This window comes from Rathayibacter sp. Leaf248 (genome assembly GCF_920939495.1).
Taxonomy (GTDB): domain Bacteria; phylum Actinomycetota; class Actinomycetes; order Actinomycetales; family Microbacteriaceae; genus Rathayibacter; species Rathayibacter caricis.
Map to the genome: position 1 here is coordinate 1,870,457 of NZ_CAKLAV010000001.1, position 23,303 is coordinate 1,893,759.

A 23,303-nucleotide genomic window follows, 5' to 3' on the forward strand; every position below is an offset into this window, starting at 1 on the left:
CGGATCGGAGCCTAGCAGGAGTGCATCCCCACCCGAACTGGGGACTTCGACCGGCCCTGTCCACGGCCCGCCGATGCCCTCCCACGCCCTCGCCCGGGGGTCAAGGACGGGCGCGGATCCGCCCGGAGTCGTAGCGTCGGACTCCCGCGCCCGTTCCGTGGACGCGACGAGAGAGGCCACTGATGAGCGAGAACGAGCAGAGCCGGCCGGTCATGGACGGCAGCGACGACGCGACCAACGACGAGAAGCTCAGCGGCCTCGTCGAGCAGGTCGACCACGACCACGGAGCCGAGGGCGCCGGAGCGATGGCCGATGCGCTGCGCGACCGCGCCGACGAGACCGACACCGACATCGTCGACGAGAAGGAGTGACGGGCGGTCGCGTCGATCGGGGTCGCGTGACTCCGCTCGACGCGGCTCCCCTCAGCTCGGCAGGGCCGCTCGGGCGCCGCGGAGGAAGACGGCGGTCATGATCGCGCGGGTGCGCGCAGGCGAGGCGTCGAGGGGGCCTAGGAGGTCCTCGATCCGCTCGAGGCGGTCGTAGAGGGTCTGCCGCCCGATGCCGAGCGCCGCCGCGGTGGCCGTCTTCCCGCCCCAGAGGGAGGCGTAGGTCTCGAGCGTCGGCAGCAGGTCCGGCCGCTGCGCCAGGAGGGGCCCGAGCAGGTCCTCGACGAAGTCGTCGGCCTCGTGCGCCTCGCGCAGGGCGCTGGCGAAGCGCTCGAGCCGGTGCTGGCGGGCGTCGATCACGCCCCCGGGCCGGGCCCACTCGCGCACCCCCCGCACCTCGGCGAGCTCCCGCTGGAGCGAGCGCTGGTCGCCGATGCCGCTCCCGACGCACACCTGGCCGGCGTGCATACCGGCCGCCCTGACGAGCAGCTCGGCGCGTGCCCGCTCCATGGCCGCCACCGTCGAGAAGGCGAGCAGCGCGAGGACCTCCGTGCCGACCACGCTGAGCACCGGCTCCGACTCGCCCACCGCGCGCAGGGCGCCGCGCACCTCCCGCAGCACCCGCTCGTCGTGCTCGACGTCAGCCGAGACCCCGAGGTAGCGCTCGCGCCCGCCCGCACCGAGCCGCTCGAGGAACGCGTCGACCTGCAGATCCAGCGTGCTGGGCGGCTGCGGAGCGCTGAGCACCGCGATCAGCTGCGCCGCGAGCCGCTCGTCGACCGACGGAGGCCGGTTCCGGAGGACCGCGATCGCGAGCACGTCGGGCGCCCGATCCAGGGCCACCGCGACCGAGTGCACGTCGGCGTCGACGTGCGCGCGGAGGTACAGGGTGCCGAGCAGGGAGTCGCCGGCGTGCAGCACGCCCGAGAAGGCGCCCGCTGTCCTGGCCGTGTCGATGCCGCCGCCGGGATCCGCCCGCGCGAGGGGCTCGCCGGTCGCGGAGACCAGAGAGGCGCTCGCGCCCGTCTCGGAGGCGACGACCTGCAGCAGCTCCTCCACGGTCGCCTCCCCGGCCGCCGCCTCGCCGAGGCGACCGGACAGTCTGTCCGCCAGCCGCAGACTCCGGAACTTCTGCTCGGTCAGCCGGGTGTTGATGCTCTCGCACACCTGCACGAACGGCACTCGCTTCGCGAGCGAGAGCACGGGGAGCCCGAGCCGGTCGGCCGCCGCCACGAGCGGCGCGGGCACCTCGGGCAGGCGCGGCGAGAGCTCGACGGCCAGGGCCCCGACTCCGGCCGCGACCAGGGATTCCACGTAGCGGCGGCACTCGGCGGGGTCCTGGTCCGACGCCAGGTGCACGCCCTCCATCAGCAGCAGCTCGCCGCCCAGGAGGAGCGGTCCGACGTCGAGCTGCTCGCTCGCGTGCGCCCAGCGGATCATCGCGCGCAGCGCCGGGTCGCCTCCGGCCACGACGACGGGGAGGGCGGCGGAGAGCAGGGGGTCGCGGAGGGCGTCCAGGAGCAGGTAGGCCATACAGAACGTCCTCTCGCGTCACGGCGAATTTACACGGGGGCGCGTCGCGCGAAACCGGTCCGGAGCAGAGTGGCCTCACCGCCGGTCGAGGACCTCCCGCACCACGTCCGCCCGGCGCCCCCCGCTCCCCCACCGCTCCACCTCACTCCGAGAGGATCCGCCATGAGCACCGACGCCCTGCACGGCACCGCCGATTCCGAGGAGGCGCTCGCGCCCCTCCCCGACTCCCGTCGCACCGCCCGCCTCGACGGCCAGTTCTGGATCTGGGCCGGCGCCAACATCGCCCCGATCAACTGGGTCCTCGGTGCCCTCGGCGTGAACATGGGCCTGGGGCTCTGGGACACGGTCACCGTCCTGGTGCTGGGCAACGTGGTCGGCATGGCCGTCTTCGGCTTCTTCGTGCTGCTGGGGCAGCGCACCGGAGCGACGGGCATGCTCATCGGCCGGGCCGTCTTCGGGCGCCGCGGCAACTACGCCCCCGCGGCGGTGCAGGCGGTCGTGGTGATCGGATGGTGCGCCATCAACACCTGGATCGTGCTCGACCTCGTCATCGCGCTGCTCGGCTCGGTCGGCCTCGTCGATCCGGAGGAGTCGAACATCGGCTGGAAGATCGCCGTCGCGGCCGTGATCATGGCGATCCAGGTCGGGATCTCGTTCCTGGGCTACCGCGCGATCGCCGCGTTCGAGCGCTGGACCGTGCCGCCGACCCTGATCGTCCTCGCGCTGATGTCGGTCGTCGCGTGGTTCTTCCTCGACATCGACTGGTCCTACGCCGGCCCGGCCGAGGGCGCCCTCACCGGCGGCGACCGCCTGGCCGCGATGTCGATCGTGATGACCGCGATCGGCATCGGCTGGGGCCTCACCTGGCTCGCCTACGCCGGCGACTACTCCCGCTTCGTCAGCCCGCGCGCCTCGCGGCCGAAGCTGTACTTCGCGAGCGTGCTCGGCCAGTTCATCCCGGTCGTCTGGCTCGGCCTGCTCGGTGCGACCCTCGCGACGAAGAACGGCGGCGTCGACCCCGGCGAGCTCATCGTCGACAACTTCGGCGCCCTCGCGATCCCGGTGCTGCTCCTGGTCGTGCACGGCCCCATCGCGACGAACGTGCTCAACATCTACTCGTTCAGCATGGCCACGCAGGCGCTCGACGTGCGGCTCGGCCGCCGCACCCTCAGCCTCATCGTCGGCGTCCTGGCCTTCGCCGCCGCGGTCTTCTTCGTCTTCCAGGACGACCTGGCGACCACGCTCGACGCGTGGCTGGTCGGACTCGTCGGCTGGGTCGCTCCGTGGGGCGCGATCGTGCTCGTGCACTACGCGGTCTTCGAGAAGCGCGTCCGCTCCTTCGGCCACCTCTTCGCCCCGGTGGGATCGCCGCTGCTCCCGGACGTGCGCTGGCGCGCCCTGCTCTCGTTCGCGATCGGCGCGACGCTGACCTGGATGTTCATGAACGGCTCCGTCCCCGCCCTGCAGGGGCCGGCCTCGACCGCCCTCGGCGGCATCGACGTCTCGTGGCTGGCCGGCGCGGTCTCGGCCGGCGTCGCCTACCTTCTGCTCGGACGTCGCGACGCGACGGCCTGGGTCGAGAGGCGCGAGGCCCTGGAGCGGGCGCCGCGGGCGGCCGAGCCGGTCCTCGGGTAACCGGCCCCGTCACTCCGCTCTCCCCTCACCCCCGCTCGGACCGCCCGCACCACCTGCTCCAGACGCTCCACCGCACCTCGAACCACGAACGGAACCGCCATGCCGCTGCTCATCACCGACGCCTCCGTCATCACCATGGACCCGGTCTCGGGCGCCGTGCCGATCACGGCGAGCATCCGGATCGTCGACGACGTGATCGTCGCGATCGGCCCGGGGCTCGCCGCGGAACCGGGCGACGAGGTGATCGACGGCCGCGACCGCCTCGTCACCCCCGGCTTCGTCAACGCGCACACCCACTCGTGGGAGTACCTCTACAAGGGGCGCTACGACAACCTGCCGCTCGAGCTGTGGATGCTGCTCTCGTACCCGATCCTCGGCGACAGCCGCGTCGCGCCGGACCTGGTGCGGCTGCGCTCGTCGCTGTTCGCGCTCGAATCGCTGAAGGCCGGCGTGACGACGCTGGTCGACGACGTGCTCGAGAACCCGGATCAGGACGCCGCGCAGCTCGCGGCGGTGTTCGACGCGTACGACGAGATCGGGATCCGGGCGAACATCTCGGGGCACGTGATCAGCAAGCCGTTCTTCGAGACGATGCCGTTCCTCGAGGAGCTGCTGCCGGCGGACGTCCTCGAGTCGGCGCGGGCGGCCTCGCGGCCGACCACCGAGGGGTACCTCGCGTTCAGCCGTGAGGCGTTCGCGACCCAGCACGGGCGCGGCGGGGGCCGGCTGCGCTACATGGTCGCCCCCTCCGCTCCGCAGCGGGTCGCGCCCGAGCTGCTGGTCGGAGCGACCGAGCTGGCGCTCGAGCACGACGCGGAGTGCCACATCCACGTCCTCGAGACGAAGACCCAGCTCGTCACGGGCGAGGAATCGTACGGGGGCACCCTCGTCGAGTACATGGAGCGGATCGGGGCGCTCTCGCGGAACACCACGTTCGCGCACGGAATCTGGCTCACCGACTCCGACATGGACCGGGTCGCGGCGGCCGGCACGTCGATCTCGCACAACCCGCTGTCGAACCTCAAGCTCGGCTCGGGCATCGCGCCGTGGCGGGCTCTGCACGACGCCGGAGTGAACCTGGGGCTGGGCACGGACGGCTGCTCGAGCAGCGACTCCCCGCGGATGCTCGACGTGATCAAGGCCGCGGCCCTGCTCCACAAGGTGACCGATCCCGACCTCGCGTCGTGGCCGACCGTGGCGGAGGTGCTCACGGCGGGCACCATCGGCGGAGCGCGCAGCGCGGTGCTCGACCACGTCACCGGCAGCATCGAGGTCGGCAAGCAGGCCGACCTGGTGCTGTTCGACCTCGAGACCCTGAACTTCACGCCCCGGCAGCGACTCGAGAACCAGCTCGTCTACTCCGAGAACGGCTCCTCGATCGACACGGTGATCGTGGCCGGCCGGATCGTGGTGGCGGGCGGCGAGTCGACGACGGTCGACGAGAAGGCGCTGCGGGCGGACCTGGCGGCGCAGCTGGGCGGGATCGTCGCGTGGCAGGACTCGCTCGACCGCACCAACGGCGTGCTGACCGCGCCGTTCCACCGCATGTACGAGCGGGCGATGGCGCGCGACGCCTCGATCGACCGGTTCAGCGGGCGGCGCCTGGTCTGACGGCTCGCCCCTGCGCCACCTCCGGCTCGCAGGATCCCGTTCGGCTCGCAGGAATCCGTTCGGCTCCCAGGAATCCGTTCGGCTCGCGAAACTCCGCAGATTCCGCGAGCCGAACTCGAATCGACGAGCCGGAGATCGACGCCCCTACGCCGGTCGCATCTTCGGCTCGCAGGAATCCGTTCGGCTCGCGAGAATCCACAGATTCCGCGAGCCGAACACGAATCCACGAGCCGGAGATGAGGCCGGGCGGGCCGCGGGTCAGTCGGCGAAGATCTCGCCGACGGGCTCGCGCTTCTCGGCCTGGAATCGGTCCTCGGCGCGGCCGAGCGCCCAGTAGGCCGACAGCGACAGAGCGCGGCGCTCGAGGCCCCAGTCGTCCTGCAGGAGGGCGCGCAGCTCCTTCATCGCCCCGCGCTCGCCGTGCGCGAAGACGTCGAGCACCCCGGTCGGCCGCGATTCGGCGCGGACGGCGGCGACCAGCGCTCGGCCGGCGGCGAGCTCGCCGCGGTGCAGCCAGCGGACCTCGACGCCGTCGGGTGCCGGAAGGGGCTGCTCGTCCTCGGCGCCGTGCACCTCGATCAGCGCGAGACCGCGCGCGTGCGCGGGCATCGACTCCAGCGCCGCGGCGATCGCAGGCAGAGCGGAGTCGTCGCCGAGCAGCAGGTGGAACGCCCCCGGCTCGGTGCTCGGCGACCACGCGCCGCCCGGGCCGTTGAAGGCGATGCGGTCGCCGGGGACGGCCGACGCGGCCCACGGCCCCGCCACTCCGTCGTCGCCGTGCAGGACGAAGTCGATGGCGAGGCTGCGGTTCGCCGGGTCGACGGAGCGGATCGTGTAGGTCCGGCGCACCGGCAGATCCTCGGGGGCGAGGGTCGCCCGCAGCGCGTCGAGGTCGTAGGGCGGCTCGACGTCGACACCGGCGCGGGGCAGCAGCAGCTTCACGTACTTGTCGGTGGTGGCGAGAGCCGCGGGGTCCGCCTCCGCAGCGAAGGCGTCGAAACCCGGACCGCCGAGGTGCACGCGTGCGAGGTGGTCGCCGAACCGCTCGGTCCGCAGCACGGTCAGCACGTGCTGCGTGCGCACGGGGCGCTCGCCCCGGGGACGGGCGGCGGCGGGGCTCGCGGACGGGGAGGCGGAGGCGGAGGCGTCGGTCATCCCTCCAGCATGCCCTCCCGCCCGAGGCGCGCTCTAGCGAGCGCCTCGGAACTCCCTGGCACGGCGCGGTGCTCGGGCGAAACGCAGGGACGAGAACTCGTGGGATCACTGATGGCCTAAGTCTGCCCACAGTCCGCAAATATCTGCTCGCGAGTGCCGCCGATTCAGCAAGACCGGATCGAGTGTGAGTTATTTCTGCACCGATGTCCACTTCTTCGAACCAGCTGAGCGGCCCTACCCTCCTCGCTATTGCCGTGCGACCCTGGTACTCGTGCACCTCACCCCAGCAGAAGAGCTCGCCATCAGTCACATTTTCGACGGTTCACTTGCCGATCTCGCACCCTCCGTACCCAACGAGCTAGTAGACGAGGGTCTAATGACCTCGTGGGGCGAAGCTAATGAAATCCGTGCGCAGTTCATACATGAGGTGCTCGATGGACAGTTCATTGGCGGCGATAAGCGACACCCTCGCGCCCTACGCATTCGAGGAGCCCGAATTGTTGGCAGAATTGACCTCGAAGGCCTTCGATCTACAATCCGGCTCGAATTGACCGCTTGCCAAATTCTTGGCGGGGTGAATGCGGTGGATTGTTCTATTCCACGCCTACTGTTCGATCGGTCGCTCATTAGCACCAACGCCACAAATGCATTGAGCGCCGTCAACATAGCAGGTGCACACATAGGCGGGCGCCTGTCAATGCTTCACGCAACAATCAGGAATGACGTAGGGCCAGCCTTAACCGGAGACGGCGCTTTAATAGATGGCGACGCCATTCTCGCGGGGTCATTTGAGGCTCACTCGACAGGTGGTTACAGTGCTGTTCGCTTGGGCAACGCGAACATCAAGGGGTCTCTCGTTATGAGCGGCGCGACATTGCGAAGCCAATCAGGATCTGCGTTAGCCGCCGATGGCCTGACGGTAGGTGGCAGCGCCACGTTCGATCGCGGCTTCAACGCCACAGCACGAACCCCACAGGGCACCCTTCGCCTCTCGGGAGCGCACATCGGCCGCCAACTTACATTAGCGGGAGGGGTAATAGAGAACCAGAACGGCCCCGCATTGCAAGCAAACGGCGTTGTGGTTTCTGGCGGCCTATTCGCGTCTAGTGTTCGAGCAGTTGGCGCGGGAGATGAAGGGGTCATTAACCTACACGGAAGCCACATATTCGGTCAACTCGACTTGTTTCGAGCCTTGGTGGTTAGCACAACCGGGCCAGCAGTCGTGGCGGACGGCATGAAAGTCGAAGGCGACGCAATTCTTACAAGCCAGCTAATCACCAAGGACGATGAAAGTCAGAGGGGCACCTTGCGCGTCCCTGGAGCACACATCACTGGACGCCTGACAATGTCGAACTCGAACCTAGCAAATGGGTCGGGCCCAGCTCTCATCGGAGATGGCATGACCGTTGACGGTGACGCCTTTCTCGATGGGACATTCAGTGCCACGGGGTCGTTTGAGCGCGGAACAATCAGAATGCTGAACAGCAAAATTCGAGGTCTTTTGGTGATGTCTGGCGCGACGCTGCAAAACGACATTGGGCCGGCTTTTCATGCAGATGGAATTGTCGTAGGCGGAAGTGCTTACCTCGATGACGGATTCGAAGCAACCGGTCAGGGCGAACAGGGATCAGTTCGCCTAGTCGATGCTCGGATTGAGAAGCAGCTCATAATGTCGGGAGCGACTCTCCTGAACACGCTTGGGCCCGCTTTGGTAGCGGACACGATCTTCGTTGGCGGCCGCCTGTCGTTAGACGAAAAATTCACTGCGACAGGCCAAGGAGGCGAGGGAGCCGTTCGCGTCCCTGGGGCCCGAATCGGCGCGCAACTCGTCCTCTCACAGGCGCGCTTGACTTGCAATGGCGGGCCTGCACTCATGGCAGAGAGCGCTGTCATCGATGGTGACGCTTTATTCGACGCAACTTTTGACGCAGACGCTAACAAGACTCAACAAGTTGCGGTGCTGTCGAATATGCAAATTCGCGGCGCATTGCAGGTCGATCCACGGATTCTCGAACTGGTTGGGTCCGGGTATCGGTGGGGTATCGACGGTTTGTCGTACAACAGCCACCCAAGCGTCGGTTTCAACACATGGCTGGAATTCCTAAGGAAGGGAACATCCTTCTACCACCCTCAGCCGTATCGCCAACTCGCGGCAGCGGCAACCGCCGCTGGCCACGAAGGAGATGCCCGCCGCGCGTTGATCGCCCAAAGGGACGATCAGGTAGCTAGAGGCAACTTGGGGTTTGGCGCTAGAAGCTGGGCGCGCTTCACAAAATATACTCTTGGTTATGGATACAAGCCCTGGTTGGCGTTATCCTGGCTTGGTCTCGTGCTCGGCATCGCAGTAGCGACGGTCTTTCTAACCCCGGACGCGCTCGCCTACGCGGATCGAGGACAAGCCACAGCCTGCCGGCCGGTTGAGGCTTTCGAGATCGCTTTCGATATTGTAGTCCCACTCATTTCGACGAGCACAGGCACAGCATGCGAAATTTCTAGGTCGCTCGGAGGGCAGTTCATCGCATGGGCAAGCATTCCGTTTGCCATCGCAGGCTGGGCCCTAACAGCGCTTTTCGCCGCCGGCTTCACGAGCATTATTCGACGGCCTTGATTCCCGGCAAAAGGACGCAGCACGCTATCGGCGGCTTCAGTCGTACCAACCGAATCGATCACCCTCGAGGCGCACGGCCAACGCGGCCCTCCCCTGGCGCTGGAACCGGCAGACTGAGCCGTCAACGCGCGGGGAGATACGGCCAGTGTGCGAAAGGTCCTTGATCTCGGGAACGATCGCAACGTCCCACCGGCTGTGATCGGTTCCGGTGTCGAGGTAGTCGCGAACCTGCTGCGCGGCTCTGTCGAGTGAGGCGACCTGGGTGGCGGGCTCGCTGTCGATCCAGAGTTCCCACCCGTGCTCCCAGCGGTGAGCGGTGGTTGTGATGGTCATCCGTCCTCCTCTGATGCTGCTTCGATCGCTTTCAGCGCGGTGCGGACAAGATCGGGAGAGATCTCACACGTCTGCGTGACGATCACCAGCTGCGGGCCGCGGGTCCACACCTCTTGATCGCCCCTGCCTCGCCGTGCGGGAGAAGCCTGCTCGTCGCAGCAGAGCTGCCAGGTCCCGGTACTTCATCGGCTTTACCTTCAGGGAAATTTAGCCCGACTAAACCGGCAAGCCCGATGCTGGCGCGAGACGCCGCGCGCCTACCCTGAAGCCGTGCCTCCCGCTCTCGCCCCGGCCGCCGGGATCTCCGTCTCGGCCGTCCTCCTCTTCGGACTCCGCCTCCCGCTCGCGGGCTACCTCGTGCTCGGCGCGAGCCTGCTCCTGGCCCTCGTGATCGACCGCGTCCTCGCGGTCGACCTGTCGCTGATCGCCGCCGGGCTCGTGATCGTCAGCACGATCTCGGTCGAGGCGAACCTCGACTACCCGAACATGGCCCTGATGGGCGCCGTGCTGTCCGCGGCCGTCGCCGTGCCCTGGGCGATCGACCGCTACGGCACGAAGCGGTCGATCATCCGCTTCCCGCTGCGCACCGGGCAGAAGTGGACGCCGCTCGAGAAGTCGTACCTGCCCGCCGTGCTCGTGCTCGGCTGGATCCTGCTGCCGTTCTACTTCATCCGCTCGGGCGCCTACCTGAACTGGCCCGCCATCCACGCTCCGGACGAGGTCGCGCGCCTCTTCGTCGGAGTCGGCTTCGTCGGCATCTGGGACGAGCTGTTCTTCATCTGCGTCGTCTTCGCGGTGCTGCGCCGCCACCTGCCGATGTGGTGGGCGAACGTGCTGCAGGCGGTCGTGTTCGTGTCGTTCCTCTGGGAGCTCGGCTACCGGGAGTGGGCGCCGGCGTTCACGATCCCGTTCGCGCTGCTGCAGGGCTGGATCTTCTCGAAGACGAAGTCGCTGACCTACGTGATCTGCGTGCACCTGCTGTTCGACCTCGTGGTCTTCCTGGCCCTGGTGCACGCGCACAACCGCGACTGGCTGCGCTGGTTCGTGTACTGACGCCTCCCTTCCAGGGGCCAGTACGGGCGGAGTGTTACGGCGGACGTCACGCGGCCGACGCGGGGCGGCGGCGATGCTCCATCATCGTCCCCGTGCGCCGACGGCGCCCGCTCCGCCCCGTCCCGGAAGGACAGCAGGCATGATCCGCCTCGAGCAGCTCACGAAGGTCTACGGACACGGCGACGCCGCCGTCACCGTGCTCGACCGCCTCGACTTCTCGGTCGCGACGGGCGAGATCTTCGCCGTCGTCGGCCCGAGTGGCGCCGGGAAGAGCACGCTCGCCGCGTGCGTGAACCTCCTCGAGCGCCCCACCTCCGGCTCGGTCGTCGTGAACGGCGATGCGCTCTCGCAGCTGTCCGAGCAGGAGCTGCGCGTCGCGCGTCGCCGCATCGGCACCGTCTTCCAGTCCGACGGCCTCTTCAGCCGCCGCACCGCGGCCCAGAACGTCGCGCTGCCGCTCGAGTACCTCGGAGTGACCCCCGCCGAGACGAAGCGCCGCGTCGCCGAGCTGCTCGACCGCGTCGGACTCGCCGAGCGCGCCCGGCACTACCCGCACCAGCTGTCGGGCGGGCAGCGCCAGCGCGTCGGCATCGCCCGGGCCCTGGCCCTGCGTCCCAGCGTGCTGCTCTCGGACGAGGCCACGTCAGGGCTCGACCCCGCGTCGACGACCGCGATCACGACCCTCCTCAAGGAGCTGCGCGACGACCTCGGCCTGTCGATCCTCTTCATCACGCACGAGATGGAGACGGTGCGGCAGGTCGCCGACTCCGCCGCCCTGCTCGATCACGGCCGCATAGTGGAGTCGGGACGCCTCGTCGACCTGCTCCGCGATGCCTCCTCGCCGCTGGGCCTCGCGCTCAATCCGCTGCGCCCGGCCGCGGCTCCGGCCCCCGGGCTCACCGAGTGGGTGCTCGGCTACGCGCGCTCCGACGTGCCGGCCGACTGGATCGTCCGCCTGGGCGAGACGGTCGGACCGGTGTCGCTCCTGGGCGCCGCCATCGAGACGATCGGCGGCCGGGCCGTCGGCCACGCGACGATCGCGCTCGGACCGGTCGACGAGCGCCGCCTCGTCGACGCCGCCGGAGCGCTGGGCCTGTCGGTCCGCCCGGCCCCCGCGCGCCTCGACTCCGCCCCGCTCGAGCTCACCGAGGAGATCGCCGCATGAGCCTGCACCTCGACAACCGCGTCCCGAGCGCCGAGATCCCGGCGCTCGTGCTGCCCGCGCTCGGCGAGACCCTGATCATGGTCGGCATCGTGATGACGGTCGTCGTGCTCGTCGGGATCCCGCTCGGAGCCGCCGTCCACAATCTCGCGCCCGGCGGACTGTTCGAGAACCGCGCCGCGCACCAGACGCTGAGCTGGGTGATCAGCATCGGCCGCTCGCTGCCGTTCCTGATCCTGATGGCCTCGATCATGCCGTTCACCCGGCTGATCACCGGGACCAACATCGGCATCGCCGCGGCCGTCGTGCCGATGTCGATCGCGGGCATCGCGTTCTTCACCCGCATCGTCGAGAACGCGCTGCGGAGCGTGCCGATCGCGCTGACCCGCGTGGCCCGCGCCTCCGGAGCGTCGCGACTGCAGGTCATCCGCTCGGCGCAGCTCAGCGAGGCCGTGCCGCAGATCATCGGCGGCCTGACGATCAACACCATCGCGATGATCGAGTACTCGGCCATCGCGGGCACGATCGGAGCCGGCGGCATCGGCTACGTGGCCGTCACCTACGGCTACCAGCGCTTCGACAACACGGTGATGCTCGCGACGATCGTGATCCTGGTCGCCACGGTCGCGCTCGTGCAGCTCACCGGCGACGCCCTCGTGCGCGCCACGACGCCGAGCGCCTCGCGCACCCGGCGGTCCGAGCGCGTCGCCGTCGCGGTCTGAGACAGCTCTCCTCTCTTCTCCCCCACCCCTCGCCCGGCCTCCCCCCGCGGCGTCCCTCTCGCGCGCCCGGAACCCGGCGCGCGCACTCCGGAAGGCCTCTCATGCCCACGCAGAACGACACCCCCGACACCTCCGACACGCTCGGCTTCGAGCTGAAGAAGAAGCGCCGCTGGCCGTGGATCGCCGGAGGCGCGGTCGTCGCGCTCGGCGTCGGCGCGGCGATCGTCGTCCCGATCCTCTCGCCCGCCGTCTCGGCGAACGAGACCGAGGGAGCGACGCTCTACGTCGCGACCGCCGAGGGCAACGCGTCGGAGCAGGCGCTCGTGCAGTTCGTCGCCGACGAGGTCGCGCCGAAGTACGGCATCGAGGTGGAGTTCAAGGGCCTCTCGGACAGCAACACCATCAACCGCGCCGTCAGCGAGGGCGAGGTGGCGGCGACCGTCTACCAGCACAAGCTCTGGCTCGGGCAGGTGCTCGAGTCGAACCCCGACTTCGAGGAGGAGGCGGCCACTCCGGTGTTCCGCTGGGGCTTCGGACTCTGGAGCGACAAGTACGGCGACGTGTCCGAGATCCCCGACGGCGGCACGATCTCGCTCTACTCCGACCCGGCGAACGAGGCCCAGGGCCTCTGGCTGCTGCAGAGCGCGGGGCTGATCGAGCTGAAGCCGGGCACCGAGCCCGGCACGGCGACGCAGGACGACATCGCCTCGAACCCCAAGAACCTGAAGTTCACCCTGCTCGACTTCGCGGCCCAGTCGCGCGCGCTGCCGGACCTCGACGCGGCCGTCGGCTACACCGAGTACTACCTCGCCGCCGACATCCCGATCGAGAAGCAGATCTTCGCGCCGACCGCTCCCGACGACTTCGCCGGGCAGCTCACGATCGGCTCCCGCTACGCCGACACCGAGAACATCCAGAAGCTCGTGCAGGCGTTCCAGGACCCCGCGGTGCAGGAGTTCCTGGCGACCGACGAGACGGTGAAGGGCATCCTGCTGCCGCTCGAGGGCTGACGTCGACGGCCCGGCGGCCGGGGTCTCCTCCGGCCGCCGGATTCCGTGATGCGTTCGTTGTGTCGGGACGTCGTGTCGCATGCCTCCGCTCCGCCAGGATCAGCACCAGGGGGCGGATCGCCCCCGGATCCATGGGGAAGCCGGGAGAGCGCACTGCGCCCCGGAGGAAGTAGGAATCGTGCGTACAGCGCGAGGGGGCCGCACGGCCTCCGTCATCACGACCGCCGCACTGCTGGGAGCGCTCGCGTTCCCGAGTGCGGCGGGGGCCACCGAGATCCTCGAGGCGCCCGCCTCCGAGGCGACGCCGACCGCGGTCGCGCCGGCGCTCGAGCCCACGCCGACCCCGGTCGCCACGATCGATCCGGAGGCGACGAGCACGCCGGAGCCGACGAGCACGCCGAAGGAGACGGCCGAGCCGGTCGAGGCACCGATCGCCACCGAGGCGCCCGTCACCGCACCGCCCGCGCCCAGCGCGGCGCCGGTGGCTGTGGCTGTGGCCCCGGTTCTCACTCTGCCCCGCACCGACTTCGTCGCGGGCGCCGGCATCATCGGCGACCGCTCGACCGGCTGGGGCGACGGCCTCGACGTCGTCGGCTCCGGATTCGCCGCGGGCTCCTCCGTCGTCGTCGCGCTGATGGACGGCCCGACCCCGGAGGCCCGCACGACCGTCGTCGCGTCCGCCACCGGCGAGGTCGTGCTGGACGACTGGTTCCCCGGGAGCCTGGACGACCGCAACAGCCTGTATCCGCACCTCCCGCGCGTCGGGGAGCAGATCACCGTCGTGGCCTCGGCGACCGACGCGGCCGGGGGGCCGCTCCTCTCGAACGCCGTGCCGCTCACGGTCACGCAGCCGGACCCGGCCGTGTCGTTCGTCCTCGCCGAGGACGGCTCGCCGTTCGAGCTCGGCGCCGAGGTGAGCGTCGCCGGCTTCAGAATCTTCGGCATCGCCGCCAAGCTGCGGGGCTTCGACCGCGACGAGGACGTCACGATCACCCTGACCGCGCCCGACGGCTCCGTCACGACCATCGAGAACGGAGACCCTCGGACGGCGATCTACGGTGAAGCGGATGTCATTCTCGACGAGAGCACGATGGTCGACCAGTTCGGCAGGTTCACTGTGACGGGCACGGGGGCGACCAGTGGACGCACCGCCTCGGCCTCGCTCGTGCAGGTGCACGACAAGCCCGGCGTCCGGATCTGGCCCCAATGGGCTCCCCTCGAGCCCTCCGCCCCCGACGACGAGCTGACGAGCGGCGGTGCCGTCTTCGGCTTCGCCGCGGGCGAGCGCGTCTCGGTGAGCATCCACTCCCTCGACGGCACCCGCCAGCGCCTCGTCGACGGCGGCACCCGTCTCGACTTCACCGTGGACGCGGTCGGCTGGAGCCTGATCGCGCTGGGCGAGTACCCGCTCGCCGACCCGGAGCCCGAGATCTACTGCGTCGTCGCGCTGGGCACGACCAGCGGTCGCACCGCCACTGCGGAGTACGACTACGGCCGGTCCGTGTCCGACCCGGTCGACTGCTCGGCGGCCGAGGCGGCGGCTCGCGCCGGCACCGGAGCGGGTATCGGAGTCACTGCAGGCCGGCCCGTCCTCGCGGCGACCGGCGTCTCGCCGACCGCACCGCTCGCCCTCGCGGCGTTCGGGATCCTCGGCGGACTCGCGCTGATGATCACGCGCCGCCGCCGCGCCTAGCGGTCACGGCAGCACCGGAGGGGCGTCCAGAGAGGGGCGCCCCTCCGTCGTTCCATCGGTGCGCGCCGCTCGAGGCGCAGCGTTCAGAGGTCGCGAGAGAAGCAGAGCGACCACTCGCCGCCGATGTAGGCGCCGAAGAGCGGGACGGACGTGTAGCCCTCGCGCTCGTAGAAGCGGACCGCGTCCGGCTGCCGGGTGCCGGTCTCGAGGACGAGTCGCGTCGCTCCGAGCCCCGCCGCGAGCTGCTCGAGCCGGCGGAGGACGAGGGTCGCGACGCCGGAGCCGCGCGCCGACGGGTCCACGAACATCCGCTTGACCTCGATCACTCCGGGGCCGAGCACCGAGTCGGCCAGCGGACGGAGGCCGCCGCAGGCCCGTGCCGTGCCTCCGGCGTCGCGGGCCACGACGAACACGGGGACGTCGGCGGCCGAGGGAGGCACTCCGGGCTCGTGGTCGGTGCTGCCGTAGCGCTCGTCGAGCTCGACGCGCTGGGCGGCGCGGAGCGCATCCGCGTCGGGATGGTCGTAGGGGATCGTCTCGAGCTGCCAGGTCATGGGCGCCTCCGTTCGGGCTTCACCGTAGCGGGGGGCACGGACGTCAGGCGGCCGGGAAGACCCGGCGGCGGGTGGTAGCCCTCCGACCCCGTCCCGTGGCAGGGTCGGGAGCGCCGACGAGAGGACGAGGATGTCGAACGACCGAGCACTGCGGGTGGCACTCGTGGGGACCGCTTTCATGGGCAGGACCCATTCGCACGCCTGGCGCACCGCCGCCCGCTTCTTCCCCCTGCCGCTCGAGCCCGAGCTCGCGGTGCTCGTCGGCAGCAACCCGGAGACGACCCGCGAGCGCGCCGAGGTCCTCGGCTGGAGCGAGTCCTCGACCGACTGGCGGGCGGTGATCGAGCGCGACGACATCGACCTGATCGACATCTGCACCCCCGGAGACACGCACGCCGAGATCGCGATCGCGGCTCTCGAGGCGGGCAAGCACGTGCTCTGCGAGAAGCCGCTCGCCAACTCCGTCGAGGAGGCCGAGCGGATGGCGGCCGCCGCGCACGCCTCCGACCGCGTCGCGATGTGCGGATTCAGCTACCGCCGCACTCCCGCGCTCGCCCTCGCCAAGCGCTTCGTCGACGAGGGGCGGCTCGGGGCGATCCGCCACGTCCGCGCGCAGTACCTGCAGGACTGGCTGCGCGACTCCGCGGCGCCGCTGACCTGGCGCCTGCAGAAGGACCGCGCAGGATCGGGCGCACTGGGCGACATCGGCGCGCACAGCATCGACACGGCGCAGTGGCTGACCGGCCGACGGATCTCCTCCGTCTCGGCGGTGCTGCGCACCTTCACGACCGAGCGCCCGGTGCTGGCCGAGCAGTCGGGGCTCGGCGGGCGCGCCGAGGAGGGGGCGGAGCGAGGACCGGTCACGGTCGACGACGCGGTCGCGTTCACGGCGGCGTTCGAGGGAGGAGCCCTCGGCGTCTTCGAGGCGACCCGCGTCGCGACCGGCCGCCGCAACGCCAACCGCATCGAGATCAACGGCGAGACCGGCTCGATCGCATTCGACTTCGAGCGGATGAACGAGCTCGAGTACTACGACGCGCGCGACGCCGACGAGGCGCAGGGATTCCGGCGCATCCAGGTGACCGAGCCCGCGCACCCGTACATGGAGGCGTGGTGGCCCACCGGGCACGGCATCGGCTACGAGCACCTCTTCACGCACCAGGTCGTCGACCTGGTCGAGGCGATCACGGGCCGCACCCCGGTTGCTCCGACGTTCGACGATGCGCTCGACGTGCAGCGGGTGCTCGACGCGGTCTCGACGAGCGCCGGGCGCAACTCCGAGTCGACGTCGATCGCGCGGGGATCCGGCCCGGTCTGATCCTCAGGGGCGGCGATCGATCGGTGGACCCCTCGCCGGCCGACCGGCCGGAGTCGCGGAGCCGGTCTCGCCTCGTGAGGCGAGCTTGCGACATAATGCGCCTATGAGCAAGAAGATTGACGCGGCCCACCAGGCACTGGTAGCAGCCCTCGACAAGCACGCCCGACTCGTCTCCGACAAGGACTCGAGCCCTCGGAAGGTCGAGCGCGCCGGAGCCGAGCTGCGGTCCGCCACGAAGGCGTACGCCGCGCTCGTCTCGGCCCGCACCGGATCGGCGAGCCCGTTCGCCGACCTCGCGGATCCGCGCCTGGACCAGCCGACCATCACGTCGCTCCGGGCCGAGCGCGACGCGATCGCGAAGCGCCTGGCGAAGCACGAGGCCGCGGAGGCCGAAGCCCTCGCGGGCTGACCCTCCTCCCCGGCGGCGCGAGTCGTCGTGTTACGCGCATGTTTCGCGTCCACGGCGCGACATCCGTACCGTGGTCCCCGGGATCCGCGTCGACGCGGCGTCGTGCGACCGGAGGCCGGTCGCAGCGCCGGCGGTGATCAGCACCGCCCGTGGTCGCCGCTCCGTCAGCGAGCAGCACCGAGCGGATCCTCTCCACGGAAGGATCCACACAGCATGTCCCTGCGCACGAAGCTCCTCGCGACCACCGCGATCACCGCCTCCGCCCTCCTCCTCGCCGGCTGCTCCGCCTCGGCGGGCGAGAGCGACACCGTCCGCATCGGCGTCGTCGGTGCCAGCGACCCCTACTGGGCCACCTACGAGGAGGCCGCGGCCGACGCCGGCATCGACGTCGAGATCGTCGACTTCAGCGACTACAACCAGCCCAACCCGGCGCTGTCCGAGGGCGAGATCGACCTCAACCAGTTCCAGCACATCGTCTACCTGGCGCAGTACAACACGTCCGCCGACGAGGACCTCGTGCCTATCGGCGCGACCGCGATCTATCCGCTCGGCCTCTACTCCACGCAGTACGACAGCGTCGAGGACATCCCCGAGGGCTCGACCGTGGCCGTCCCGAACGACGAGAGCAACCAGGCCCGCGGTCTGCTCGTGCTCCAGTCGGCCGGTCTGATCGAGCTGAAGGACGGCGGCAGCATCTTCTCGAGCGTCGACGACGTCGACACCGCGACGTCGAAGGTCGAGGTGACCGCCCTCGAGGCGTCGCTGACCCCGACCTCGCTGCCGGACGTCGCCGCCGCGATCATCAACAACGACTTCATCGAGAACGCCGGCCTCGAGGCCACCGACGCGATCGCGACGGACGACCCGAGCGACCCCAACGCGCTCCCCTACGTCAACGTGTTCGCCGCCCGCTCCGAGGACGCCGACAACGAGACCTACCAGGAGCTCGTCGACATCTACCAGAGCACGCAGGCCGTGCTCGACGGAGTGTCGGAGCAGTCCGGCGGCACCGCGATCTTCGTGAAGACCCCCGCCGACGAGCTGGAGGCCTCGCTCGAGACCGTCGAGGCGGACACCGCCGCCCAGAGCTGATCTGCCCGGAGCTGATCCGCCCTCCCCTCGCGACGGGATCCCCTGCTCCGGCGGGGGATCCCGTCCGTCCGCCGGGACACCGGCACCCCCGCCCGAACCCCTCGAAGGGAGCGCCGTGCCGCTCATCCGCCTCACCGACGTGAGCAAGGTCTACCCGCCCCTGTCCCGCGGGGCGACGGCCTCGACCGCGGTCGACGGCGTGAGTCTCGACATCGAGGCCGGCGACGTCCAGGGCGTGATCGGCTACTCCGGTGCCGGGAAGAGCACGCTCGCGCGCCTCGTCAACGCGCTCGAGCCCGCGACGTCCGGCAGCATCGAGATCGACGGCCGCGACATCGTCGGCCTGCCCGACCGGGAGCTGCGCCGCATCCGGCTCGGCATCGGCATGATCTTCCAGCAGTTCAACCTGTTCGGCTCGAAGACGGTGTGGCAGAACGTCGCCTACCCGCTGCAGGTCGCCGGCACTCCGCGCGCCGAGCTGAAGACCCGCGTCGACGAGATGCTGAGCTTCGTCGGCCTCTCGGACAAGGCGCGCAGCCACCCGGAGCAGCTCTCGGGCGGGCAGAAGCAGCGCGTGGGCATCGCCCGTGCCCTCGCCGCCTCGCCGCGCATCCTGCTCGCCGACGAGGCCACCAGCGCTCTCGACCCCGACACGACCGGCGAAGTCCTCGCGCTTCTCCGGCGCATCAACGAGGAGCTCGGAGTCACGATCCTCGTCATCACGCACGAGATGGACGTGATCCAGCAGCTCGCGACGAAGGTCGCCGTGATGGAGTCGGGTCGCATCGTCGAGCGCGGCGACGTGTTCGACGTGTTCTCGGCTCCGCGCGAGCCGGTCACCCGGCGCTTCGTCTCGACCGTCGTCCGCTCCGTGCCCTCCCCTGCCGAGGCGGCCGTGCTGCGGCAGCGCCACCGCGGCCGGCTCGTGACGCTCTCGTTCTCGGACGGCTCCGCCTCGCAGGGCGACGTCTTCGCCGACATCGCCGCCGCGGGCGTGCCGCTCGAGCTGGTCTACGGAGGCATCACCGACGTCCGCGGACGCGCCTTCGGCCACCTCACGGTCGCCCTCGACGCGTCGGACGACGTCGTCGAGCCCCTTCTCGCCCGCCTCGGCGCTCGCGTCGGCCTCACGGAGGTGCCCCGTTGAACGCCCTGATCGAGCTGCTCCCCGAACTCGCGAAGGCCACCGGCGAGACGCTCTACATCGTCGCCCTCAGCCTGCTCTTCGGCGGGCTCGGCGGCCTGCTGATCGGCCTCGGCCTCGCGCTCACCCGCGGCGGCGCGCTGTTCGCGAACCGCCTGGTCTACGGACTGCTGAACGTGATCGTCAACGTCTTCCGGCCGATCCCGTTCATCATCTTCATCGCGGCCGCCCAGCCGCTCGCCCGCCTCGTGGTCGGCTCGGGCATCGGCACCGACGCGATCATCTTCTCGCTGTCGCTCGCCGCCGCGTTCGGCATCGGCCGCATCGTCGAGCAGAACCTGCTGACCGTGCAGCCCGGCGTGATCGAGGCCGCACGCTCGGTCGGAGCGAGCCGGCTGCGCATCGTGCGCACCGTCCTGCTCCCCGAGGCGCTCGGCCCGCTGATCCTCGGCTACACCTTCGTCTTCGTGGCCATCGTCGACATGTCGGCGGTCGCCGGGTACATCGGCGCGGGAGGCCTCGGCAACTTCGCGATCCAGTACGGCTACCGCCAGTTCGAGCCGGTCGTGACCTGGGGTGCGGTGCTCGTGATCATCGTGATCGTGCAGCTGGTGCAGCTGCTGGGCAACGTGCTCGCGCGGCGGGTGCTGCGGCGCTGAGGGCGAGCGGAGTGACGGGGCCGGTCCGAGCGCGCGGGCCCGCGCCTCGTAGGCTCGTCGCACCATGACCTCCACCACCGTTCCGACGCTCGTCGCGGTGCTGGTGCTCGCGCTGGTGACGACGGCGATCGTCGCCGCGCTGCGACTCGAGCGGCCCGGTGCCCAGGCGGTCGCGATCGCGCGGGCGGCGCTGCAGCTCGGACTCCTCAGCCTCGTGCTGCACGGCATCATCGAGGATGCGCGGCTGGTCGCCGCGTTCCTGGTGCTGATGCTCGTCGCGGCGACGTGGACGGTGCGCACGCGCGCGGGCCTGGACCGTCACGGCCTGCGGACGTTCGTCGTGCTCCTCGCCGCGGCGGGCGTCCCTCTCGCGGTCGTCGCGGCGACCGGGGCCGTGGGATCGGAGCCGCGGTACCTGCTCGCGACCGGCGGCATCGTGATCGGCGGCGCGATGACCGCGGCCTCGCTGATGGGGCGGCAGCTGCGGGCCGGTCTCGCCGCGGGGACGGAGGAGGTGGAGGGCTGGCTGGCGCTGGGCGCCACTCCGCGCCGCGCCGCCCTGCGCCTGGTGCGCGCGGCAGCCTCGACGGCGCTCGTACCGGCGACGGACCAGACGCGGACGACCGGGCTCGTCACCCTGCCTGGCGCCTTCGTCGGGGCGGTGTTCGCGGGAGCGTCGCCGCTGGAGGCCGCGCAGTTCCAGCTCGTCGTGCTCGCCGCGGCCCTCACGGCCGGCGCGATCGTCGCGGCCACGACCGCGCTGCTGTTCGGCGCGCCGCAGCGGCACCCGGAGTAGGGCGGGGGCTTGTGGAGACGGGGGTCTCGATACGCGGCGTGCCGCCGCTACTCGACCAGCAGGGAATGCGCACCGCTGCACCCACGCCCTGCGCCCCGCATCGTCCCTCGCTGATCGGGTAGCCCGCGGAGCGGGCGTATCGAGAACCGCCCCGCCCGCGAGTCGACGCCGACCGGGCTTCGGCTTCCTCTGTGCGCCCGCTCCGCGACGAGTCCCCCTCTGCCGCCGCGGTGAGTGGACGCGAACAGGGCACCGGCGGGCGGGCAGGGCCCGTTGCGCGTCCACTCGGAGGAGCGGCGGGACGACGGAGGGGCCGGGCCGCCGGCGGGGAGCGGTGGCTCCCCGGTCGGCGGACCGGCCCCTCGCGGTCGGCGCGCGAGCGCTAGTAGCGCGGCTTGCGGTCCGGGCGCTCGGACGAGCGCGACGGGCCCGAGGGGCGTCCGCCGCGGTCGGCGCCGGCGCGGCTCGGGCGGCGGTCGGGCTTCAGCTCGATCAGCTGGCCGCTGATGCGGGTGTCGGCGAGGCGGTCGAGCACGTCCTGGGGCAGGTCGGCCGGCAGCTCGACGATCGAGAAGTCGGGGCGGATGTCGATGTGCCCGAAGTCGCCGCGGTTGAGGCCGCCCTCGTTCGCGAGCGCGCCGACGATCTGGCGGGGCTCGACGCGCTGACGGCGGCCCACCTCGATCCGGTACGACGCGAGGTTGCTGTTCGCCGGACGCTGACGGCGCTCGGGACGCTCACCCCGGTCGCGGTCGAAGCGGTCGCCGCGCTCGGGGCGGTCACCCCGGTCGGGACGAGGCTCGCGGTCCTCGCGCTCGCGGCGCGCGAAGCGGGGGTCGTCGGGCGAGAGCAGCAGCGGCTCCTCGCCCTGGGCGACGATCGCCAGCGCCGCGGCGACGTCGGACTCGACGACGTCGTGGTGCTCGACGTAGTGCCCGATGATGTCGCGGAAGCGCTGCAGGCGCTCGGAGTCGGCGAGCGCCGCGGTGATCGCGTCGTCGAAGCGCGAGAGGCGCGTGACGTTGACGTCCTCGACGCTGGGCATGCGCATCTCGGTGAGCGGCTGGCGGGTCGCCTTCTCGATCGCGGCGAGCAGGCGGCGCTCGCGCGGCGTGACGAAGCTGATCGCCGCTCCGCTGCGCCCCGCACGGCCGGTGCGGCCGATGCGGTGCACGTACGACTCGGTGTCGATGGGGATGTCGTAGTTGACGACGTGGCTGATGCGCTCGACGTCGAGGCCGCGGGCCGCGACATCGGTGGCGACGAGGATGTCGAGCTTGCCCGACTTCAGCTGCTCGACGGTCCGCTCGCGCTGGGCCTGGGCGACGTCTCCGCTGATCGCGGCGGCGGTGTAGCCGCGGGCGCGCAGCTTCTCGGCCAGCGTCTCGGTCTCGCTCTTGGTGCGGACGAAGACGATCATGCCCTCGAAGTTCTCGACCTCGAGGATGCGGGTGAGGGCGTCGACCTTCTGCGGGTACGACACCATCAGGTAGCGCTGCGTGGTGTTCACCGAGGTCGTGGTCTTGTTCTTGACCGTGATCTCCTCGGGCTCCTTGAGGTACTTGCCCGAGATGCGGCGGATCTGCGAGGGCATCGTCGCCGAGAACAGCGCGATCTGCTTCTCGACGGGGGTGTCGGCGAGGATCGTTTCGACGTCCTCCGCGAAGCCCATCTTGAGCATCTCGTCGGCCTCGTCGAGCACCAGGTACTTCAGCGCCGAGAGGTCGAGGGTGCCCTTCTCGAGGTGGTCCATGATGCGGCCGGGCGTGCCGACGACGACGTGGACGCCGCGGCGCAGCGCGGAGAGCTGGGTGCCGTAGCCCTGGCCGCCGTAGACGGGGAGCACGTGCACGCCGCGCAGGGCCGACGCGTAGCGCTCGAACGCCTCGCACACCTGGAGCGCGAGCTCGCGGGTGGGCGCGAGCACGAGGGCCTGCGGGGTCTTCTGCGAGACGTCGAGCCGGGAGAGGATCGGCAGCGCGAACGCGGCCGTCTTGCCGGTGCCGGTCTGGGCGACGCCGAGGACGTCGCGGCCCGAGAGGAGGGACGGGATCGTCGCGGCCTGGATCGCCGAGGGCGTCTCGTAGCCGACCTCCTTGAGAGCCTTGAGGACGGGCTCGCTGAGGCCCAGTTCGGAGAAGGTGAGCGAGCGGGGCTCGTCGGAGGCCGCGGCGGCGGGTGCGGCGGGGGCCTCGGTGGTCGGAGCCTCGGAGGCACTCTGAGCCGCGGTCGCGCTCTGATCCTCGGGGGCGGTATCGGGTGTTTCGGTTGACGCCATGGTGCAACGGTAGGCCGTCGAGGCCCTCCGCGGTGGCCGCATCGCCCTGATCGGCCCGGATCGTAGCCGATCAGGGGGCCTGTGGAGGCGATTCGGAGGTCCGCGGCGCCGATCCCGGTGCGCGAAGGGCCTCCCCCGGCCGTCGAGTACGG

Annotated in this window: 20 protein-coding genes; 15 read left to right on the forward strand and 5 right to left on the reverse strand. The window is 70.6% G+C overall.

All coding sequences use genetic code 11. The features are described from left to right. Window positions 1-182: 182 nt before the first annotated feature. Window positions 183-371, forward strand: a complete 189-nt coding sequence (locus LRG51_RS09190; protein WP_055785881.1) for a hypothetical protein — start codon at window positions 183-185, stop codon at window positions 369-371. Between the two features lie 51 nt (window positions 372-422). On the opposite strand, the gene LRG51_RS09195 is transcribed toward LRG51_RS09190, so the two are convergent. Continuing rightward, the gene (locus LRG51_RS09195; RefSeq protein WP_055785878.1) at window positions 423-1,919 is read right to left on the reverse strand and encodes a PucR family transcriptional regulator; all 1,497 of its coding nucleotides are present in this window, start codon (window positions 1,917-1,919) and stop codon (window positions 423-425) included. Between the two features lie 162 nt (window positions 1,920-2,081). On the opposite strand from LRG51_RS09195, the gene LRG51_RS09200 reads away from it, so the two are divergent. After that, window positions 2,082-3,554 carry a purine-cytosine permease family protein gene (locus tag LRG51_RS09200; RefSeq protein WP_055785875.1) on the forward strand — a complete coding sequence of 491 codons (1,473 nt, stop codon included), beginning with the start codon at window positions 2,082-2,084 and terminating at the stop codon, window positions 3,552-3,554. A gap of 99 nt (window positions 3,555-3,653) precedes the next feature. Beyond that, window positions 3,654-5,165, forward strand: coding sequence for an amidohydrolase family protein (locus LRG51_RS09205; RefSeq protein ID WP_230672345.1), 1,512 nt, complete (start codon window positions 3,654-3,656; stop codon window positions 5,163-5,165). 258 nt (window positions 5,166-5,423) lie between these two features. On the opposite strand, the gene LRG51_RS09210 is transcribed toward LRG51_RS09205, so the two are convergent. Further along, window positions 5,424-6,320 (reverse strand): siderophore-interacting protein, encoded by an 897-nt coding sequence (locus LRG51_RS09210; protein ID WP_230672347.1) that lies wholly within the window; start codon window positions 6,318-6,320, stop codon window positions 5,424-5,426. 271 nt (window positions 6,321-6,591) lie between these two features. Here LRG51_RS09210 and LRG51_RS09215 point away from each other — a divergent pair, with 271 nt between their 5' ends. After that, window positions 6,592-8,928 carry a hypothetical protein gene (locus LRG51_RS09215; RefSeq protein ID WP_230672349.1) on the forward strand — a complete coding sequence of 779 codons (2,337 nt, stop codon included), beginning with the start codon at window positions 6,592-6,594 and terminating at the stop codon, window positions 8,926-8,928. Between the two features lie 36 nt (window positions 8,929-8,964). Here the strand turns inward: LRG51_RS09215 and LRG51_RS09220 are convergent, their stop codons facing one another. Further along, a complete protein-coding gene (locus tag LRG51_RS09220) occupies window positions 8,965-9,261 on the reverse strand; it encodes a hypothetical protein (RefSeq protein ID WP_230672351.1) in 297 nt (98 codons plus the stop codon). A gap of 270 nt (window positions 9,262-9,531) precedes the next feature. On the opposite strand from LRG51_RS09220, the gene LRG51_RS09225 reads away from it, so the two are divergent. From LRG51_RS09225 to LRG51_RS09245, 5 genes are all read left to right on the forward strand, one after another. After that, entirely contained in the window at window positions 9,532-10,314 is a 783-nt protein-coding gene (locus tag LRG51_RS09225) for a CPBP family intramembrane glutamic endopeptidase (protein WP_055785864.1), read from the forward strand. 139 nt (window positions 10,315-10,453) lie between these two features. Further along, entirely contained in the window at window positions 10,454-11,479 is a 1,026-nt protein-coding gene (locus LRG51_RS09230) for a methionine ABC transporter ATP-binding protein (protein ID WP_230672353.1), read from the forward strand. Then, window positions 11,476-12,198 carry a methionine ABC transporter permease gene (locus LRG51_RS09235; RefSeq protein WP_230672355.1) on the forward strand — a complete coding sequence of 241 codons (723 nt, stop codon included), beginning with the start codon at window positions 11,476-11,478 and terminating at the stop codon, window positions 12,196-12,198. The genes LRG51_RS09230 and LRG51_RS09235 overlap by 4 nt, the downstream gene beginning before the upstream one ends. Before the next feature lie 101 nt (window positions 12,199-12,299). Then, complete coding sequence (locus tag LRG51_RS09240; protein ID WP_230672357.1) at window positions 12,300-13,208, forward strand: MetQ/NlpA family ABC transporter substrate-binding protein; 909 nt, start codon at window positions 12,300-12,302, stop codon at window positions 13,206-13,208. A gap of 178 nt (window positions 13,209-13,386) precedes the next feature. Further along, on the forward strand, window positions 13,387-14,901 hold the full coding sequence (locus LRG51_RS09245; RefSeq protein WP_230672359.1) for an LPXTG cell wall anchor domain-containing protein: 1,515 nt from the start codon (window positions 13,387-13,389) through the stop codon (window positions 14,899-14,901). Between the two features lie 83 nt (window positions 14,902-14,984). On the opposite strand, the gene LRG51_RS09250 is transcribed toward LRG51_RS09245, so the two are convergent. Next, complete coding sequence (locus LRG51_RS09250; RefSeq protein ID WP_055785848.1) at window positions 14,985-15,455, reverse strand: GNAT family N-acetyltransferase; 471 nt, start codon at window positions 15,453-15,455, stop codon at window positions 14,985-14,987. A gap of 130 nt (window positions 15,456-15,585) precedes the next feature. On the opposite strand from LRG51_RS09250, the gene LRG51_RS09255 reads away from it, so the two are divergent. The 6 genes from LRG51_RS09255 (at window position 15,586) to LRG51_RS09280 (ending at window position 20,873) form a co-directional block, all read left to right on the forward strand. After that, window positions 15,586-16,773, forward strand: coding sequence for a Gfo/Idh/MocA family protein (locus LRG51_RS09255; RefSeq protein WP_230672361.1), 1,188 nt, complete (start codon window positions 15,586-15,588; stop codon window positions 16,771-16,773). A 103-nt stretch (window positions 16,774-16,876) separates the two neighbouring features. After that, window positions 16,877-17,182 carry a hypothetical protein gene (locus tag LRG51_RS09260; RefSeq protein WP_230672363.1) on the forward strand — a complete coding sequence of 102 codons (306 nt, stop codon included), beginning with the start codon at window positions 16,877-16,879 and terminating at the stop codon, window positions 17,180-17,182. Window positions 17,183-17,395: 213 nt separating this feature from the next. Further along, the gene (locus LRG51_RS09265) at window positions 17,396-18,274 is read left to right on the forward strand and encodes a MetQ/NlpA family ABC transporter substrate-binding protein (RefSeq protein ID WP_230672365.1); all 879 of its coding nucleotides are present in this window, start codon (window positions 17,396-17,398) and stop codon (window positions 18,272-18,274) included. A 115-nt stretch (window positions 18,275-18,389) separates the two neighbouring features. Further along, the gene (locus LRG51_RS09270) at window positions 18,390-19,421 is read left to right on the forward strand and encodes a methionine ABC transporter ATP-binding protein (RefSeq protein WP_230672367.1); all 1,032 of its coding nucleotides are present in this window, start codon (window positions 18,390-18,392) and stop codon (window positions 19,419-19,421) included. After that, the gene (locus LRG51_RS09275) at window positions 19,418-20,077 is read left to right on the forward strand and encodes a methionine ABC transporter permease (protein WP_055785834.1); all 660 of its coding nucleotides are present in this window, start codon (window positions 19,418-19,420) and stop codon (window positions 20,075-20,077) included. Before LRG51_RS09270 ends, LRG51_RS09275 begins: the two co-directional genes overlap by 4 nt. 64 nt (window positions 20,078-20,141) lie before the next feature. Continuing rightward, the gene (locus LRG51_RS09280) at window positions 20,142-20,873 is read left to right on the forward strand and encodes an ABC transporter permease (RefSeq protein WP_230672369.1); all 732 of its coding nucleotides are present in this window, start codon (window positions 20,142-20,144) and stop codon (window positions 20,871-20,873) included. 382 nt (window positions 20,874-21,255) lie between these two features. Here LRG51_RS09280 and LRG51_RS09285 read toward each other — a convergent pair whose 3' ends face one another. Then, window positions 21,256-23,151 (reverse strand): DEAD/DEAH box helicase, encoded by a 1,896-nt coding sequence (locus LRG51_RS09285; protein WP_082480931.1) that lies wholly within the window; start codon window positions 23,149-23,151, stop codon window positions 21,256-21,258. Between the last annotated feature and the right edge of the window lie 152 nt (window positions 23,152-23,303).

Excerpts from the sequence above, each read along its gene's own strand:
- LRG51_RS09260 (WP_230672363.1), top strand. The coding sequence starts at position 16,877 with ATGAGCAAGAAGATTGACGCGGCCCACCAGGCACTGGTAGCAGCCCTC.
- LRG51_RS09265 (WP_230672365.1), top strand. The coding sequence starts at position 17,396 with ATGTCCCTGCGCACGAAGCTCCTCGCGACCACCGCGATCACCGCCTCC.
- LRG51_RS09235 (WP_230672355.1), top strand. The coding sequence starts at position 11,476 with ATGAGCCTGCACCTCGACAACCGCGTCCCGAGCGCCGAGATCCCGGCG.
- LRG51_RS09240 (WP_230672357.1), top strand. The coding sequence starts at position 12,300 with ATGCCCACGCAGAACGACACCCCCGACACCTCCGACACGCTCGGCTTC.
- LRG51_RS09210 (WP_230672347.1), bottom strand. The coding sequence starts at position 6,320 with ATGACCGACGCCTCCGCCTCCGCCTCCCCGTCCGCGAGCCCCGCCGCC.
- LRG51_RS09255 (WP_230672361.1), top strand. The coding sequence starts at position 15,586 with ATGTCGAACGACCGAGCACTGCGGGTGGCACTCGTGGGGACCGCTTTC.
- LRG51_RS09280 (WP_230672369.1), top strand. The coding sequence starts at position 20,142 with ATGACCTCCACCACCGTTCCGACGCTCGTCGCGGTGCTGGTGCTCGCG.
- LRG51_RS09230 (WP_230672353.1), top strand. The coding sequence starts at position 10,454 with ATGATCCGCCTCGAGCAGCTCACGAAGGTCTACGGACACGGCGACGCC.
- LRG51_RS09195 (WP_055785878.1), bottom strand. The coding sequence starts at position 1,919 with ATGGCCTACCTGCTCCTGGACGCCCTCCGCGACCCCCTGCTCTCCGCC.
- LRG51_RS09250 (WP_055785848.1), bottom strand. The coding sequence starts at position 15,455 with ATGACCTGGCAGCTCGAGACGATCCCCTACGACCATCCCGACGCGGAT.
- LRG51_RS09285 (WP_082480931.1), bottom strand. The coding sequence starts at position 23,151 with ATGGCGTCAACCGAAACACCCGATACCGCCCCCGAGGATCAGAGCGCG.
- LRG51_RS09190 (WP_055785881.1), top strand. The coding sequence starts at position 183 with ATGAGCGAGAACGAGCAGAGCCGGCCGGTCATGGACGGCAGCGACGAC.
- LRG51_RS09220 (WP_230672351.1), bottom strand. The coding sequence starts at position 9,261 with ATGACCATCACAACCACCGCTCACCGCTGGGAGCACGGGTGGGAACTC.
- LRG51_RS09200 (WP_055785875.1), top strand. The coding sequence starts at position 2,082 with ATGAGCACCGACGCCCTGCACGGCACCGCCGATTCCGAGGAGGCGCTC.
- LRG51_RS09205 (WP_230672345.1), top strand. The coding sequence starts at position 3,654 with ATGCCGCTGCTCATCACCGACGCCTCCGTCATCACCATGGACCCGGTC.